This window comes from Haemophilus sp. HMSC071C11 (genome assembly GCF_001837655.1).
Classification (GTDB): Bacteria; Pseudomonadota; Gammaproteobacteria; order Enterobacterales; family Pasteurellaceae; genus Haemophilus; species Haemophilus influenzae.
Map to the genome: position 1 here is coordinate 1 of NZ_KV833406.1, position 14240 is coordinate 14240.

At 36.3% G+C, this 14240-nt stretch carries 16 protein-coding genes and 2 pseudogenes; 14 read left to right on the plus strand and 4 right to left on the minus strand.

Going from position 1 to position 14240, the window contains the following annotated elements; all coding sequences use genetic code 11:
* Positions 1-70 precede the first annotated feature (70 nt).
* Entirely contained in the window at positions 71-349 is a 279-nt protein-coding gene (locus tag HMPREF2644_RS03185) for a helix-turn-helix domain-containing protein (protein ID WP_011272618.1), read from the minus strand.
* Between the two features lie 44 nt (positions 350-393).
* On the opposite strand from HMPREF2644_RS03185, the gene HMPREF2644_RS03190 reads away from it, so the two are divergent.
* The 7 genes and pseudogenes from HMPREF2644_RS03190 (at position 394) to HMPREF2644_RS03220 (ending at position 7106) form a co-directional block, all read left to right on the plus strand.
* Complete coding sequence (locus HMPREF2644_RS03190; RefSeq protein WP_011272619.1) at positions 394-906, plus strand: terminase small subunit; 513 nt, start codon at positions 394-396, stop codon at positions 904-906.
* The gene (locus tag HMPREF2644_RS03195; protein ID WP_011272620.1) at positions 893-2236 is read left to right on the plus strand and encodes a PBSX family phage terminase large subunit; all 1344 of its coding nucleotides are present in this window, start codon (positions 893-895) and stop codon (positions 2234-2236) included. Before HMPREF2644_RS03190 ends, HMPREF2644_RS03195 begins: the two co-directional genes overlap by 14 nt.
* A 1-nt stretch (position 2237) precedes the next feature.
* Positions 2238-3572, plus strand: coding sequence for a DUF1073 domain-containing protein (locus HMPREF2644_RS03200; RefSeq protein ID WP_011272621.1), 1335 nt, complete (start codon positions 2238-2240; stop codon positions 3570-3572).
* 52 nt (positions 3573-3624) lie between these two features.
* Positions 3625-4782, plus strand: a complete 1158-nt coding sequence (locus tag HMPREF2644_RS03205; protein ID WP_240323010.1) for a phage minor head protein — start codon at positions 3625-3627, stop codon at positions 4780-4782.
* A 140-nt stretch (positions 4783-4922) separates the two neighbouring features.
* A pseudogene (locus tag HMPREF2644_RS03210) lies at positions 4923-5096 on the plus strand (DUF2213 domain-containing protein); the annotation flags it as partial.
* Between the two features lie 166 nt (positions 5097-5262).
* On the plus strand, positions 5263-6282 hold the full coding sequence (gene pyrD, locus HMPREF2644_RS03215) for a quinone-dependent dihydroorotate dehydrogenase (protein ID WP_005687177.1): 1020 nt from the start codon (positions 5263-5265) through the stop codon (positions 6280-6282).
* Positions 6282-7106 (plus strand): RNase RNM, encoded by an 825-nt coding sequence (locus tag HMPREF2644_RS03220; protein ID WP_070828226.1) that lies wholly within the window; start codon positions 6282-6284, stop codon positions 7104-7106. Before pyrD ends, HMPREF2644_RS03220 begins: the two co-directional genes overlap by 1 nt.
* A gap of 98 nt (positions 7107-7204) precedes the next feature.
* Here the strand turns inward: HMPREF2644_RS03220 and HMPREF2644_RS03225 are convergent, their stop codons facing one another.
* The 3 genes from HMPREF2644_RS03225 to HMPREF2644_RS03235 all read right to left on the minus strand — a co-directional run bounded on the left by HMPREF2644_RS03225 (position 7205) and on the right by HMPREF2644_RS03235 (position 10399).
* Positions 7205-7813, minus strand: a complete 609-nt coding sequence (locus tag HMPREF2644_RS03225; RefSeq protein WP_005656697.1) for a chalcone isomerase family protein — start codon at positions 7811-7813, stop codon at positions 7205-7207.
* 127 nt (positions 7814-7940) lie between these two features.
* Positions 7941-9335 carry a class II fumarate hydratase gene (gene fumC, locus HMPREF2644_RS03230; RefSeq protein ID WP_005687184.1) on the minus strand — a complete coding sequence of 465 codons (1395 nt, stop codon included), beginning with the start codon at positions 9333-9335 and terminating at the stop codon, positions 7941-7943.
* 149 nt (positions 9336-9484) lie between these two features.
* Positions 9485-10399, minus strand: coding sequence for a glycosyltransferase family 8 protein (locus HMPREF2644_RS03235; protein WP_044345675.1), 915 nt, complete (start codon positions 10397-10399; stop codon positions 9485-9487).
* 196 nt (positions 10400-10595) lie between these two features.
* On the opposite strand from HMPREF2644_RS03235, the pseudogene HMPREF2644_RS09375 reads away from it, so the two are divergent.
* From HMPREF2644_RS09375 to HMPREF2644_RS03260, 7 genes and pseudogenes are all read left to right on the plus strand, one after another.
* Positions 10596-10949, plus strand: a pseudogene (locus HMPREF2644_RS09375) (oxidoreductase); the annotation flags it as partial.
* 105 nt (positions 10950-11054) lie between these two features.
* Positions 11055-11489: a DNA polymerase III subunit chi gene (locus tag HMPREF2644_RS03245; protein ID WP_070828227.1), complete on the plus strand. Its 435-nt coding sequence runs from the start codon at positions 11055-11057 to the stop codon at positions 11487-11489.
* Between the two features lie 84 nt (positions 11490-11573).
* Positions 11574-11744: a hypothetical protein gene (locus tag HMPREF2644_RS09265; RefSeq protein ID WP_011961939.1), complete on the plus strand. Its 171-nt coding sequence runs from the start codon at positions 11574-11576 to the stop codon at positions 11742-11744.
* Positions 11734-11973 carry a hypothetical protein gene (locus HMPREF2644_RS09040; RefSeq protein WP_080358920.1) on the plus strand — a complete coding sequence of 80 codons (240 nt, stop codon included), beginning with the start codon at positions 11734-11736 and terminating at the stop codon, positions 11971-11973. The genes HMPREF2644_RS09265 and HMPREF2644_RS09040 overlap by 11 nt, the downstream gene beginning before the upstream one ends.
* A 42-nt stretch (positions 11974-12015) precedes the next feature.
* Positions 12016-12306: a hypothetical protein gene (locus HMPREF2644_RS09045; protein WP_080291967.1), complete on the plus strand. Its 291-nt coding sequence runs from the start codon at positions 12016-12018 to the stop codon at positions 12304-12306.
* Positions 12307-12512: 206 nt separating this feature from the next.
* The gene (gene dcm / locus HMPREF2644_RS03255; RefSeq protein ID WP_038441168.1) at positions 12513-13481 is read left to right on the plus strand and encodes a DNA (cytosine-5-)-methyltransferase; all 969 of its coding nucleotides are present in this window, start codon (positions 12513-12515) and stop codon (positions 13479-13481) included.
* Position 13482: 1 nt separating this feature from the next.
* Positions 13483-14226, plus strand: coding sequence for a PDDEXK family nuclease (locus tag HMPREF2644_RS03260; protein WP_038441166.1), 744 nt, complete (start codon positions 13483-13485; stop codon positions 14224-14226).
* Positions 14227-14240 lie beyond the last annotated feature (14 nt).

Sequence of the window (14240 nt, forward strand, 5' to 3'; positions counted from 1 at the left end):
CGAGATAAGTGCGCAAGCCAAGTAGATCATCTTAATAAGTGGATTAATCAAGCAAAAGGCGGTAAATAGATTAAAAATCTAATTGAGCGGAATTAATGCCAAGTGCTGTCGCTATTTTAATGCGAGTGCTTTTACGCAAGGTCTGTGAATTTTCGTGTTGTGAATAAGCAGCTTGAGAAATGCCTAAACGGCTTGCCACTTCCGCTTGTGTTAAACCTAAGTGTTCACGCCAAGCACGCAATGCAGAATAATCGTTCAATAAAGCTAATTTGGCAACCGCTTCTGGAATACCTGTCTCAAGTGGATTGGTAAAGATGATTTTTTCATAAAATGTTAATAAATGGTTCATCTTTCTATTTTATAAGTTTTATTCAAGTATTTTAAGGATTTCCTATGTCAGACGTGAAAGGAAAATCTACGTCTGGTCGTGGATTAACACCTAAACAAGAAAAATTTTGCCAGCTTTATATTGAGCTGGGGAATGCCAGTGAAGCATATCGGCAGAGTTATGATTGCCAAGATATGAAGTCCGAAAGTATAAACCGATTGGCTAAAAAAGAATTAGATAAGATCAAGATTAGATCAAGGGTTGATGTGCTTCAACAAGAGCACCGACAACGCCATAATCTTACCCTAGATAATATCATTGCGGACTTGCAAGAGTATCGTGATATTTGTATGGGAAGAAAGCCACTTACTATTACCACTGTGGTAAAAAATGCTCAAGAAGGAACGGCACAAAGCGTTAATACCGAATGTTTCGTTTTTGAACCGACAGGTGCAAATAAAGCCCTTGAATTGCTTGGGAAGCATTTAGGGATGTTTACCAATAAAGTTGATGTAACAACTGATGGCAAGCCCTTACCTACTGTGATTAATGTGACATTTAGCGATGAGCCAGCTTAATATTCAATTTCCTACGAAATTCCGACCGCTCTTTGAATCTATTTGGCCGTTTATTATTTTCTACGGTGGGCGAGGTTCAGGTAAAAGTTTTAGTATCGCTAGAGCATTAGTATTGCGAGCCTATCAATCGCCTGTTCGAGTTTTGTGTTGCCGTGAGATCCAAAAATCCATTTCTGATTCGGTTATTCAGATGTTGGCAGATCAGATTGAAATGTTAGGTCTACAAAATTTCTTCGATGTTCAGAAAACGCAAATTATCGGGCAAAACGGTTCACGCTTCACGTTTGCTGGGCTGAAAACCAACATCACATCAATCAAGTCAATGACGGGCATTGATGTAGTTTGGGTAGAAGAAGGCGAGAATGTTTCAAAAGAAAGTTGGGATATATTGATTCCAACCATTCGTGAAGACGGTTCTCAGATTATTGTGAGCTTTAACCCGAAGAATATTCTTGATGATACCTATCAGCGTTTTGTGATTCATCCGCCTGAGCGGTGTAAATCGGTCTTAGTGAATTGGCAAGACAACCCATATTTTCCGAAAGAATTAATGGAAGATATGGAGCAGATGCGTGAGCGTGATTATGAACTTTATCGTCACGTTTATGAGGGCGAGCCTGTGGCTGATTCCGATTTAGCCATTATTAAGCCTGTATGGATTGAATGTGCGGTGGATGCGCATCTCAAGCTCGGTTTTACCGCTAAAGGAATGAAGAAAGTTGGCTTTGATGTGGCTGATGAGGGTGCGGATAGTAACGATAATGCATTTGTTCACGGTTCTGTGGTGCTTGACATTGAAGTTTGGAAGAATGGCGATGTGATTGATTCCGCCAACCGAACAAATCAAAGTGCGGTCAAATTTAAAGCTGATTTGATTATATTCGATAGTATTGGCGTGGGGGCGGGAGTAAAAGCTCACTTTAAACGCTTGCCAAAATCTTTACAAGTGGAAGGATTTAATGCTGGTGGTGCAGTTGCTTATCCCGAGCGTGAATATATCAAAGGAAAAAAGAATCAAGATATGTTTTCGAACATTAAAGCCCAATCTTGGTGGGCGTTGCGAGATAGATTCTATAAAACCTATCGAGCAGTAAAGCATGGGGATGTTTACCCTGACGATGAACTGATAAGCCTATCGAGCAATATCAAAGAGCTTGAGTATTTGAAAGCAGAATTATCACGTCCTCGTGTTGATTATGACAATAACGGGCGGGTAAAGGTTGAAAGCAAAAAGGATATGAAAAAACGTGGCATACCTTCTCCAAATATGGCGGATGCTTTAGTCATGTGCTACGCCACGACAAAACCTAAATCACTACTGGATTTATAAGATGAATATTTTAGATGGCATCAAATCACTTGCGTTAAAGTTAGGCAGCAAACAAGACCAGACATATTATGCTCGTGGGCTTAGCTTAACCGATGACTTAATGCAAATCGAAGCATTATGGCGTGATAACTGGATTGCAAATAAGGTTTGTATTAAACGTTCGGAAGATATGGTGCGTAATTGGCGCGATATTTTCTCGAATGACTTGAAATCTGAACAGCTAGACGAGTTCACTAAGCTCGAGCGCAGATTAAAACTGCGTGAGACATTAACTAAAGCGTTGCAATGGTCTAGTTTGTATGGGGCAGTGGGTTTATTACTTGTCACTGACACAATTAACATCACTTCGCCATTGCAGCCTACAGAACGATTAAAGCGGTTGATTATCTTACCTAAATGGAAAATTTCACCTACAGGACAACGAGATGATGATGTGTTTTCGCCAAACTTTGGTCGATATAGTGAATATACCATTATTGGCGGCACACAATCTGTTTTAGTGCATCATTCACGTTTATTAATTATCAATGCCAATGATGCACCTTTATCTGATAATGATGTTTGGGGTGTGTCAGACTTTGAAAAGATTATTGATGTACTTAAACGCTTTGATAGTGCCTCAGCGAATGTCGGCGACCTTATTTTTGAAAGTAAAATCGATATTTTCAAAATTGCAGGGTTATCTGACAAGATTTCAGCTGGGTTAGAAAATGATGTGGCTCACGTTATTTCAGCGGTGCAGTCGATTAAATCAGCAACCAATAGTCTGTTGCTTGATGCGGAAAATGAGTACGACCGAAAAGAATTATCTTTTGGTGGGTTAAAAGATTTATTGACAGAGTTTCGCAATGCGGTGGCAGGTGCGGCAGATATGCCAGTCACCATTTTGTTTGGGCAATCTGTTTCGGGATTGGCAAGTGGAGATGAGGATATTCAAAACTACCACGAATCCATTCATCGATTGCAAGAAACAAGATTGCGTCCTGTGCTTGAAGTGCTTGATACATTACTATGCAATGAATTATTTGGTGGGCAACCTGATGACTGGTGGTTTGAGTTTTTACCATTGACGGTGGTTAAACAAGAACAACAAGTCAATATGCTTAATACCTTTGCTACAGCGGCAAATACGTTAATTCAAAATGGCGTAGTAAATGAATATCAAGTAGCAAACGAACTGCGCGAAAGTGGCTTGTTTGCCAATATCTCCGCTGAAGACATTGAGGAAATGAAAAATGTTAATGAATTTGCCGGAAATTTTGAAGAGCCAGAAAACACGGAAGATGCGCAAGTTCAAGCCAGTGAAGATGAGCAAGAGAACGGAGCTTTGGTATAGACAACAGCTTAAACAGTTCGTCAAAACGATGACCGATGATGTAGAAAGAGCTATGCAACAACCGCAAGGCTCTTTTTTTATGGATGATGCGAAAGGGTTCCAGGCGATTAGTGCGAAAGCGCTGATGAAAGTATTAGAAAAGTACGAAAAATCTGACCGCATTTCTCAAGCTGAAAATATCGCCAATGGCTTCGTTGGTCGTGGTGATGCACAAAACCATGCTGAAGTATCAACCAATTTGAAAAACCAAACTGGCATCGATTTATCCGCTTATTTACGCAATAGTCCAAATATTGCTGAAAGAGTGAATGCATTGACCGCTGGTAATATCCAGTTAATCAAGTCTATTCGCTCGCAATATCTTGATAAAGTGCAAAATACCGTCATGCAAGCAATGGTTCGGGGTTCTTTAAATAAAGACCTTGCAGCACAAGTAAAAGACTTAGGTAAAACAACCGAAAAACGAGCGATGTTTATTGCTCGAGACCAGTCCTCAAAATTAAATGCCGCCTTAACGCAAGCGAGACATGAAGAGGTTGGTATAAAAAAATACATGTGGTCAACATCGGGTGATGAGCGTGTGCGAGAAAGCCATGCGGAAAAAGATGGGCAGATATTCGAATATGCCAATCCGCCTGCCGATACTGGTCACCCTGGTCATGATGTTAATTGTCGATGCGTTCAGATTCCAGTGCTTGATGATGTAGTTAACTTAAAATCAGAAGAAACCGAATTAAGCTACCAGGCCGCAGAACCTAATAAGACAGGGAAAATGGATCTCGATGAGTTATTTGAAAGCTCTATCGGTGGAGGTGGTAATAAGTCATTTTCTAACTTTGGTGGGGTTAATTCTGAATTAATTACGTTAGCGAAAGAGAGTATTGGTTTGGATATTACAGATTGGCAACACAGTATTGATGAATCAAGCATCCGACACATATTGAAACAACATGGAAACGAAAAAGCGGAAAATAAACGAGGGCAAAGAGCCGTTACAAAAAAAGACATTTTATTATTGCCTTTGGTTGTCTCCGCATTTGATAGCATTGAGTACACTGGGACAAGCGATTCAGGGAATGAAACGTTTTTGATTAAAAAAGAGATTGATGACGAAATATTCAGCGTGCAGGAAGTTAGGAAGAGACACAAGAAGATTGCAGTTAAAACAATGTGGATTAAAAGGAAAAAGAAAGCCACAAGCTCCGCATAGTGCTTGACTCACAAATGGCGTCTGCTTAACGTCCGAAACGTGCTATGCCCTATTGCCTGTGGCTTGGCTTATTTTATCACTCTTAAGATACTAAATTCAACTCGGCCTGAAATTGCCGAGTTTTTTATTGGGGTAAATAAATGAAATTTACAGACAAAACCACTCAAGCAGCTACACAAAGAACCATCACTAAAGATGGTTTTTTAGTTGTGCCCGCAACCATTTCTAAAGTTGGGGTATTTGATTACCTTGCTACAGAACTAGGCTTAAAAGAAGACGGCATTAAAAAGGTCGCTCGCACAGAGAAATCGTTGTAATGCTCGTGTAGAGCTTAATTTTACAATATTTTCCATTAATTATTTCTTTATTATTTGCACATCATTTTTGTTCCTCGTAGAATACGAGCAACCTTACCTTTAAAGTGCGGTGAAAATTGACCGCACTTTTCTTACAGTAAACTATCCTGAGAGATAAACGAGTATGTATCAATTATTCCGTCACGGCATTTTCCAAATGGATGCTGAAAAGGCTCATGATTTCACGATTCAATGCTTGAAATTAGCAGGTAATCCTTTATTTCAACCGATCTTAAAATCTCTTATTCATGCTCCAAAAGGCTTTCCGAAAACGGTAATGGGTGTGAATTTCCCTAATCCCATTGGATTGGCGGCAGGGGCAGATAAAAATGGCGATGCGATTGAGGGCTTTGGTGCATTGGGTTTTGGTTTTTTAGAACTGGGAACTGTCACGCCCGTTGCACAAGATGGGAATGCAAAGCCACGTCAGTTTCGCTTGATTGAAGCTGAAGGCATTATTAACCGTAATGGTTTTAATAATAATGGTATTGACTATCTTATAGAAAATGTGAAAAACGCCCGTTATAAAGGTGTGATAGGCATCAATATTGGTAAGAATAAATTCACACCTTTGGAACAAGGCAAAGATGATTATATTTTCTGTTTGAACAAAGCCTATAACTACGCAGGTTATATTACGGTGAATATTTCATCTCCCAATACACCAGATTTGCGTCAATTACAATATGGTGATTATTTCGATGATTTATTGCGAAGCATCAAGGATCGTCAGACTATTTTGGCAAACCAATACAATAAATATGTGCCGATTGCGGTAAAAATTGCACCAGATTTAACGGAAAGTGAATTAGTGCAAATTGCGGATACGTTGGTTCGTCATAAAATGGATGGCGTTATTGCAACGAATACTACAATTTCTCGTGATACTGTGATGGGGATGAAAAATGCCGAACAGCAAGGCGGATTAAGTGGAAAGCCGTTGCAGCATAAAAGCACAGAGATTATTAAGCGATTACATCAAGAACTGAAAGGTCAGATTCCCATTATTGGTAGCGGTGGCATTGATGGTTTGCAAAATGCGCAAGAGAAAATTGAGGCTGGCGCCGAGTTGTTGCAAGTTTATTCAGGATTGATTTATCACGGTCCAAAATTAGTAAAAGAATTAGTAAAAAATATTAAATAATGGCAAAAAAATACGATTTACATTGCCACAGCACCGAATCAGATGGAGTGTTGAGTCCAACCGAATTAGTGCATCGTGCTTATGCGCAAGGCGTGAACGTGTTGGCATTATGCGATCACGATACGATTGCGGGCATTGATGAAGCTGAGATTGCAGCGAAAGAAGTAGGCATTGAATTGATTACTGGAGTAGAAATTTCGACAAATTGGGAAGGGCGAGGGATCCATATTGTAGGATTAAACTTCGATAAAACTCATCCAAAAATGACCGCACTTTTGCAAAGTCAAAAAGCATTACGGGAAAAAAGAGCGGTGGAAATTGGCGATAAATTAGAAAAAGCAGGGATTCCTAATGCTTATGACGGGGCAAAAGCCTTAGCTGATGGTGAAGTTACGCGTGCTCATTACGCACGTTATTTGGTGCAGATTGGTAAGGTATCTAATGATGGTCAGGCTTTTAAACGCTATTTAGGGCAAGGAAAATCGGCATTTGTTAAAGCTGAATGGGCTGATATTCCCACAGCGATTGAGACAATCCATGCCGCAGGCGGTGTAGCCGTTATTGCGCATCCATTACGTTATAACATGACGGGGAAATGGGTGCGTAAGCTGATAGTCGATTTTAAGGCTTGGGGCGGTGATGGAATGGAAATGGCGGATTGTGGTCAAACAAAAGATCAGCGTCAAATGCTTGCTCGTTGGGCAAAAGAATTTAATCTGCTGGGATCCGTTGGCTCCGATTTTCATTTCCCTTGTGGCTGGATTGAGTTAGGAAAAAATTTAGATTTAGTTGATAGCGTTATCCCAGTTTGGGAAAAATTTTAGTCAGATAGAGAATGTTCAAATAATAAATACCGGTTTTCTTGATAATAATTTATTGGGAAACAGGTATTTTTTATGGCACAAAATATAAAAAACTGAATTTATCCTTGAGATTTTTTCTGACTATCTAATAAATAATTTGGCGGTAATTCAGGTGTAGAATCTTGTTCATCAAAGGATTCAATTTCAGGTTTGAGATAAAACTCTGTCGCTTCATGATTGCTTTTCGTTTTGCCTAATAATTGTGGCTGAAGTTTTACAAAAGTACTATTCGGTGCAAGCCAAATGCCGATAAATGCTTGATTAAATTTAGCATCAAAATCGTGTTCTAAAACTGTATCATTTAAGACGAAGTAGCCTCTATCGGGTAAGGCAATATAGTTCAAAATATCGTTTGGTGAGAAATCAGGAAAGGTCGCTTGCATTTCTTTAAGCCAGCTTTGAGTATCGCCATCATTAAGTTTTAAGGTTTCGATTTCTTTAATGAGCGTAATCGCAAAATTTTTTCCTTCAATGGGTTTTTCATATTTGAAAGAGAGCATTAATGGACGTTCATTTTCTTGATAAGTGCCAGTTTCAGAAAACAAACCAATGGTATAAACATGGAACGGCCCCCAAGTGTATTCGGCATTTCCGATGGGTTGCCAATGAGCAAAAGGTGCGGCAGAAAAAAACGTTATCATTGCCACAAAAAGGGATTTCATTTTCATAATAAATAGCCGTGAATAAAATTTTGTTGATTATAACAAACCGCATCAAAAAGCAAATTAGAAATCAGTAAAAAGGCGAGTAATTTTACTCGCCTTTGATCGTTGTAATGTTAATTTGTGCGATGAATTATTTTAAGCTACCCACCATATCTTCTGGGCGAACCCATTTATCAAAATCTTCGGCAGACACTAAACCTAAATTAATCGCTTCTTCACGTAATGTGGTGCCATTTTTGTGTGCGGTTTTTGCAATTTTAGCTGCATTTTCATAACCGATATTCGTATTAAGTGCGGTCACCAGCATCAATGAATTTTCAAGTTGTTGTTTAATGCGTGGATAGTTTGGCTCAATACCCACTGCACAGTGTTCATCGAAAGATACGCAAGCATCGCCCAATAATTGAGCAGATTGTAAGAAGTTTGCAATCATCACAGGGTTGAACACATTTAATTGGAAGTGACCTTGTGAACCCACAAATGCGATTGTAGTGTCATTACCAAATACTTGTGCACAGACCATTGTCATCGCTTCGCATTGAGTTGGGTTTACTTTACCTGGCATAATTGAAGAACCTGGTTCATTTTCAGGAATTAAAATTTCGCCAATTCCCGAACGAGGGCCTGATGCTAATAGACGAATATCGTTCGCAATTTTAAATAAACTCATTGCTAATTGACGTAATGCACCGTGAGTTTCAACAATCGCATCATGAGCGGCTAATGCTTCAAATTTATTATCTGCAGTGACAAACGGAAGTGTGGTGAATTTTGCAATGTAATCTGCCACTTTAACATCATAGCCTTTCGGCGTATTCAAACCTGTGCCAACCGCAGTTCCACCCAATGCTAATTGGCTTAAATGTGGCAGCGTATTTTTTAATGCTTTTAAGCCGAAATCTAATTGAGCTGCATAAGCCGAAAATTCTTGACCTAATGTGAGTGGCGTTGCATCCATTAAGTGAGTGCGGCCAATTTTTACCACGTTTTTGAAGGCTTCAGATTTTGCCGCAAAAGTTTTTTGTAAACGTTCAACACAAGGAATGGTGTGCTCAACTACTTTTTTATATGCCGCAATGTGCATTGCCGTTGGGAAAGTATCATTTGAAGATTGTGATTTGTTCACATCGTCATTTGGGTGAATAATAGATTTTTCACCTAATTTTCCACCGTTTATCACATGTGCACGATTGGCAACTACTTCGTTCACATTCATATTAGATTGTGTACCAGAACCAGTTTGCCAAATAACAAGTGGGAATTGATCATCTAATTTATTTGCTAAAATTTCGTCACAAGCCAGAGCAATTAAATCACGTTTTTCAAGAGGTAATACACCTAAATCATGATTAGCAAATGCGGCTGCTTTTTTCAAATAGCCAAAAGCTTCGATAATTTCATGTGGCATTGATGCGGCTGGGCCAATTTTAAAGTTATTGCGTGAACGTTCAGTTTGTGCAGCCCAGTATTTATCTGCTGGAACTTGAACTTCACCCATTGTGTCTTTTTCAATACGAAATGCCATAAAATACTCCGTTAGTTTTGAAAAGGTGGAATAACAAAATTTAGGGTATATAGTAGCGATTTTGTTTTGTTCAAGCGATAATTTTATGTTGGTTTTATGATGTAGATCACAAAATGCTAGGTAAGATATGGATTAAATATAAAATAAACTCAATGTAATTTTCCTTCCAAAAGAAAAAATGCGGTCAAAATTAACCGCACTTTGACATACAAGGCAATTGGGTTATATTTTTCTGTCTGTCTGTCTGTCTGTCTGTCTGTCTGTCTAAGATTATCCCAAGAAAGATGATGATAAAACAAGTATTCTTCATTATAAAAACGAGGAGAGTTAGCTGAATGTTCCTTTAACCAAGGTTTGTTGCTACCAATGTAGTGAATAATATGCGGAGTAAATTTTATTTTCTCTTTATGTTCCATCCATAAATATTCAATAAATTTAACCTGAATATTAAATTTTACAGGTAATAATTTAATCAAATTCGTAGGTATGCTAAAATTAATAACATCTTGATCTCCATACACAAAAAATTCACCATATTTGGCAGCGTACTCAATAAAATACTGCTCAATGTTATTTTCTCGCCATTTATTTAGATTAATTAACATCACTCCCGTATTAATATATTGCTGTTTTTCATAAAATGGATGTTCCCATAAATATTCAGAAAAAAAGTCACTCACACCCGCAATTAAGCTATCTTCTAAATTAATATCCCATAATTCGTCTATAGCCTGATGAATAATAAGATCCATATCAAGATAAATAACTCGTTCAATATGCTGAGGTAAAATTTGATGAAGATATAAACGGAATAATGAAGCAGTGCTTTGGATGTGAGCAGGAGATATTACAGTTGGAAATGAGAATTGATTAATATTAAATTGAATATCGTACAGTGTGTTATCAAATTTAGCACAATGCATTTTTAATTTTTCTAAACTTTCAGCAGGAATACCATCGTGTATTACATAAATATTGATGTTATTATGATGGTAGCAAAGGGATTTTAGTACGGTGTCTAAGTGACTAGCAAAATTACAATCTAGTGTAAATACAATGTTCATTATTACTCCTCAATTTTAATGTTGATTATTCGGATCGTGATTATAAGTATACAAGTAAAAGCAATCTTTTGTTTTTTCAGTAAATCAATAATTGCTGGTGTAATTATTTCGTTCTTGGTTTTGGTTAAAACAAAATAATGCAGGTTATTTTATAGCATAGAGAAAATAAAGTAACCTTATTTGTGATATCAGTAGAATTGTCATTTATGTGTTAGGCGTTTGTAGTGCGCTTTCGGATATGCCAGTTGTTGTCCCAACGGTAAATGAATCACAGCTTTTAGAACTAAGACAACGTAACATTGTTAGTTTGCCTTATCCATAAATAAGCCAACTTGCTTTAACCCTTGCCCCTATTTTACAAGGGACTAATCTTAATCAAATGTTTGTTACCTCTTTATTGCCAGCGTCTTATACAGGTGTGGAAACCGTAACTAAACTTGCTGGACAAACAGCCCATTTATTAAACAGTATTCCATTAGACGAAGAAGATACTCGCTTTGCATTTGATGTCTATCCGCATCAAACACCCTGTTTATCTAATCAATTACAATGAATTATTTTTAATAATATCTATTTAATTATTTATCTTCTAAGGTTTTTTCGTTAAAATTCTCAGTTTTATATGGGGCAAGATTGAGAAAATAACGGGGCTAAAATGGCAAAAACTGCACAATTTTATATTCTTACGGAAAATTGTACTTTAACTGTCGAAGAAATAGCCTGTAATCTTGCTGCTTCAATATGGCGTTCAGGGAAAAAAGTACTAATTAGTTGCGAAAGTGAGAGCCAAGCATTAGAAATTGATGAACTTTTGTGGCAACGAGATCCCAATGAATTTGTTCCGCATAATTTATCAGGTGAGGCAACACAATATCCCACACCAATTGAAATTTCATGGCTTGAGAAACGAAATTTACAACGCCGTGATGTGTTAATTAATTTGCAACAAGAAATTCCAGATTTTAGCCATAGTTTTACCCAAATTATTGATTTTGTACCGAAAGATGACGTCTTAAAAACACAAGCTCGAGAACGTTATAAACAATTACGTCTGCAAGGTTGGAATCTTTCTACTGAAAACGTGGGTTAATAAATGAACGATATTGCCTTTTATCAACGCTTTCAATTTTGAGTATTGAGCAGTAGGTTTTGAATTAATTAAAGAGGATAATTGATGACTGAACGTGAGAAAATTATTCAACAACAGAAACAACTTAAAGCGTTATTTTCAGTTTGGATGAAAGAAAAAATGAATCACGAGGTGGTTACCTTTCAAAAAACTGATGGCAAGATAGTCGAGCATTATCCTGATGGTTCGGAAAAAATTGTGGGTTATGCAAAATAAAGCGATTTTTTATTGTGGAACAAATGGTTCGGGAAAAAGTACTTTACGTTCTTTTAACCAAGATGCTGTGCAAATTGTGATTGATTCTGATCATATTGCAATGCAGATTAATCCTCAAAATCCAAGACTTGCTGATATTGATGCAGGCAGAAAAGCGATAGGGCTATTTCGTTTTGCTATTAAGCAACATATTGATTTTTCCATGAAATCGACACTTTCAGGTAATTAAATTATTCAAAGAATGAAAACGGCGAAATAAAGTGGCTTTTATGTGCATTTAAATTATATTGGCTTTAATAAAGTTTCTATTAATTTAGATCGTGTAAAAGCAAGGGTTAAAACAGGTGGTCATTTTATTGATGAGCAAACCATTCGACAACGTTTTAATATCAGTCGAGAGAATTTAATAACAGCCCTTTTATCTTGTGATGAAGCGTTAATTTATGATAACTCGGGTGAAATGCCTGGAGTTATTTTTCATTTTTATGATAAGAGAATTACGCAAATTGCTGAGGAATTAGTTGAGTGGTATAAATTGTTATTGATGAGATTTTATTGTTAGGGTTTAAAATTAGTGAGTAAAGAGATTTCATTTTATGCAAACTACACGAATAAAATTTTATTAAATAGTTCTTTGAAAGAAAAATAAAAGATAAGGTAGTAACTTTTCAAAAGTAAGATGAGATTATTATTGAACATCAGCCTTGGTAATTCAGAAAAATTATAGGTATGCAAAATAAAACTATTTTTTAGTTCAGGAGATTTTTAATGGAAAAACTAAGGTTTATTGATTTTTGTGCAGGTATTGGTGGGGGGCGATTAGGCTTAGAGTTTAACGGAATGGAATGTATTGCTCATAGCGAAGTCGATCTTAATCCTGCAAAAACATATGAAATATTTTTTAATGATAGTCGTAATTTAGGTGATTTAACTCAACTTGCTCCAAAATCTTTACCTGATTTTGATTTAATGATTGCAGGATTTCCTTGCCAAACATTTTCTATCATTGGGAAAAGAGATGGTTTTCTAGATAATAGAGGGCAAATAATATATTATTTAAGCAATATTTTGAAAGTGAAAAAAGTACCATTTTTTATTTTAGAAAATGTTAAGGGATTAGTAAATCATAACCAAGGTGAAACTTTAAAATCAATCTTAGAAATATTAGAAAGTTGTAACTATGATGTGTATTATAAAGTATTAGATAGTCAATTTTATGGTACGCCACAAATGAGAGAAAGGATCTATTTTGTTGGAATAAGAAAAGATATACATCATTCTGATTATGTCTTTCCTGAGCCTAAAAGCAATAATGAAAATGAGTTGTCAAATTATTTAATTGGGGATGGTAAATATAAATTTTTGATAAATAAAACTTTTGAAAATTATATTAATAATAAATACAATAAGGATAGAATAAGTTTAGATCAAATATATGAGAAAAATTATCAGGTAATAGATTGGAGACAGTCAGATTTACGGATCTATGAAAATAAAATACCAACGCTTAGAACAGGTAGGCACGGGATTTTATATGTCAAGGATAATCAATTATATAAGTTAAGTGGTTACGAGGCTTTATTATTACAAGGATTTCCGAAAGAGATTGCTCAAAAAGCCATTGATTATAAATTACCCGATAGTAAGATTTTATCCCAAGCTGGAAATGCGATGACGGTTAATGTAATACAGAAAATCGCAGAAAAATTACTAATCTCTATAAATAAAGGTAAATAAAATGAATCTGGTAGAATTAGGATCTAAAACAGCTAAAGATGGTTTTAAAAACGAAAAAGATATTGCAGATAGATTTGAAAATTGGAAAGAGAATTCAGAAGCCCAAGATTGGTTAGTTACAATGGGACATAACTTAGATGAAATCAAATCTGTTAAAGCTGTTGTATTAAGTGGATATAAATCAGATATAAATGTTCAAGTTTTAGTTTTTTATAAAGACGCGTTAGATATTCATAATATTCAAGTTAAGCTCGTTAGTAATAAACGTGGTTTTAATCAGATAGATAAACGCTGGCTTGCTCATTATCAGGAAATGTGGAAATTTGATGATAATCTATTAAGAATATTAAAACATTTTACGGGTGAACTTCCTCCATATCATTCAAATACAAAAGATAAGCGAAGAATGTTTATGACAGAATTTTCTCAAGAAGAGCAAAATATCGTTCTTGATTGGCTAGAAAAGAACAGAGTTCTTGTGCTAACCGATATATTAAGAGGAAGAGGCGATTTTGCCGCTGAATGGGTACTTGTAGCACAAAAAGTAAGTAATAATGCAAGATGGATATTGAGAAATATTAATGAGGTTTTACAACACTATGGTTCAGGTGATATTTCTCTTTCCCCAAGAGGCTCTATTAACTTTGGTCGAGTAACTATTCAAAGAAAAGGGGGAGATAATGCTAGAGAAACCGCAAATATGTTGCAATTCAAAATTGATCCAACAGAGTTATTTGATATTTAGAAATTAGTAAAATA

What these genes read in the sequence shown, in the direction of transcription:
- HMPREF2644_RS03200 (WP_011272621.1), top strand. Translation starts at nt 2,238, where the DNA reads ATGAATATTTTAGATGGCATCAAATCACTTGCGTTAAAGTTAGGCAGC.
- HMPREF2644_RS09265 (WP_011961939.1), top strand. Translation starts at nt 11,574, where the DNA reads ATGACTGAACGTGAGAAAATTATTCAACAACAGAAACAACTTAAAGCG.
- HMPREF2644_RS03245 (WP_070828227.1), top strand. Translation starts at nt 11,055, where the DNA reads ATGGCAAAAACTGCACAATTTTATATTCTTACGGAAAATTGTACTTTA.
- fumC (WP_005687184.1), bottom strand. Translation starts at nt 9,335, where the DNA reads ATGGCATTTCGTATTGAAAAAGACACAATGGGTGAAGTTCAAGTTCCA.
- HMPREF2644_RS03185 (WP_011272618.1), bottom strand. Translation starts at nt 349, where the DNA reads ATGAACCATTTATTAACATTTTATGAAAAAATCATCTTTACCAATCCA.
- HMPREF2644_RS03225 (WP_005656697.1), bottom strand. Translation starts at nt 7,813, where the DNA reads ATGAAAATGAAATCCCTTTTTGTGGCAATGATAACGTTTTTTTCTGCC.
- HMPREF2644_RS03195 (WP_011272620.1), top strand. Translation starts at nt 893, where the DNA reads ATGAGCCAGCTTAATATTCAATTTCCTACGAAATTCCGACCGCTCTTT.
- HMPREF2644_RS09040 (WP_080358920.1), top strand. Translation starts at nt 11,734, where the DNA reads ATGCAAAATAAAGCGATTTTTTATTGTGGAACAAATGGTTCGGGAAAA.
- HMPREF2644_RS03220 (WP_070828226.1), top strand. Translation starts at nt 6,282, where the DNA reads ATGGCAAAAAAATACGATTTACATTGCCACAGCACCGAATCAGATGGA.
- dcm (WP_038441168.1), top strand. Translation starts at nt 12,513, where the DNA reads ATGGAAAAACTAAGGTTTATTGATTTTTGTGCAGGTATTGGTGGGGGG.
- HMPREF2644_RS03190 (WP_011272619.1), top strand. Translation starts at nt 394, where the DNA reads ATGTCAGACGTGAAAGGAAAATCTACGTCTGGTCGTGGATTAACACCT.
- HMPREF2644_RS03260 (WP_038441166.1), top strand. Translation starts at nt 13,483, where the DNA reads ATGAATCTGGTAGAATTAGGATCTAAAACAGCTAAAGATGGTTTTAAA.
- HMPREF2644_RS03235 (WP_044345675.1), bottom strand. Translation starts at nt 10,399, where the DNA reads ATGAACATTGTATTTACACTAGATTGTAATTTTGCTAGTCACTTAGAC.
- pyrD (WP_005687177.1), top strand. Translation starts at nt 5,263, where the DNA reads ATGTATCAATTATTCCGTCACGGCATTTTCCAAATGGATGCTGAAAAG.
- HMPREF2644_RS03205 (WP_240323010.1), top strand. Translation starts at nt 3,625, where the DNA reads ATGCAACAACCGCAAGGCTCTTTTTTTATGGATGATGCGAAAGGGTTC.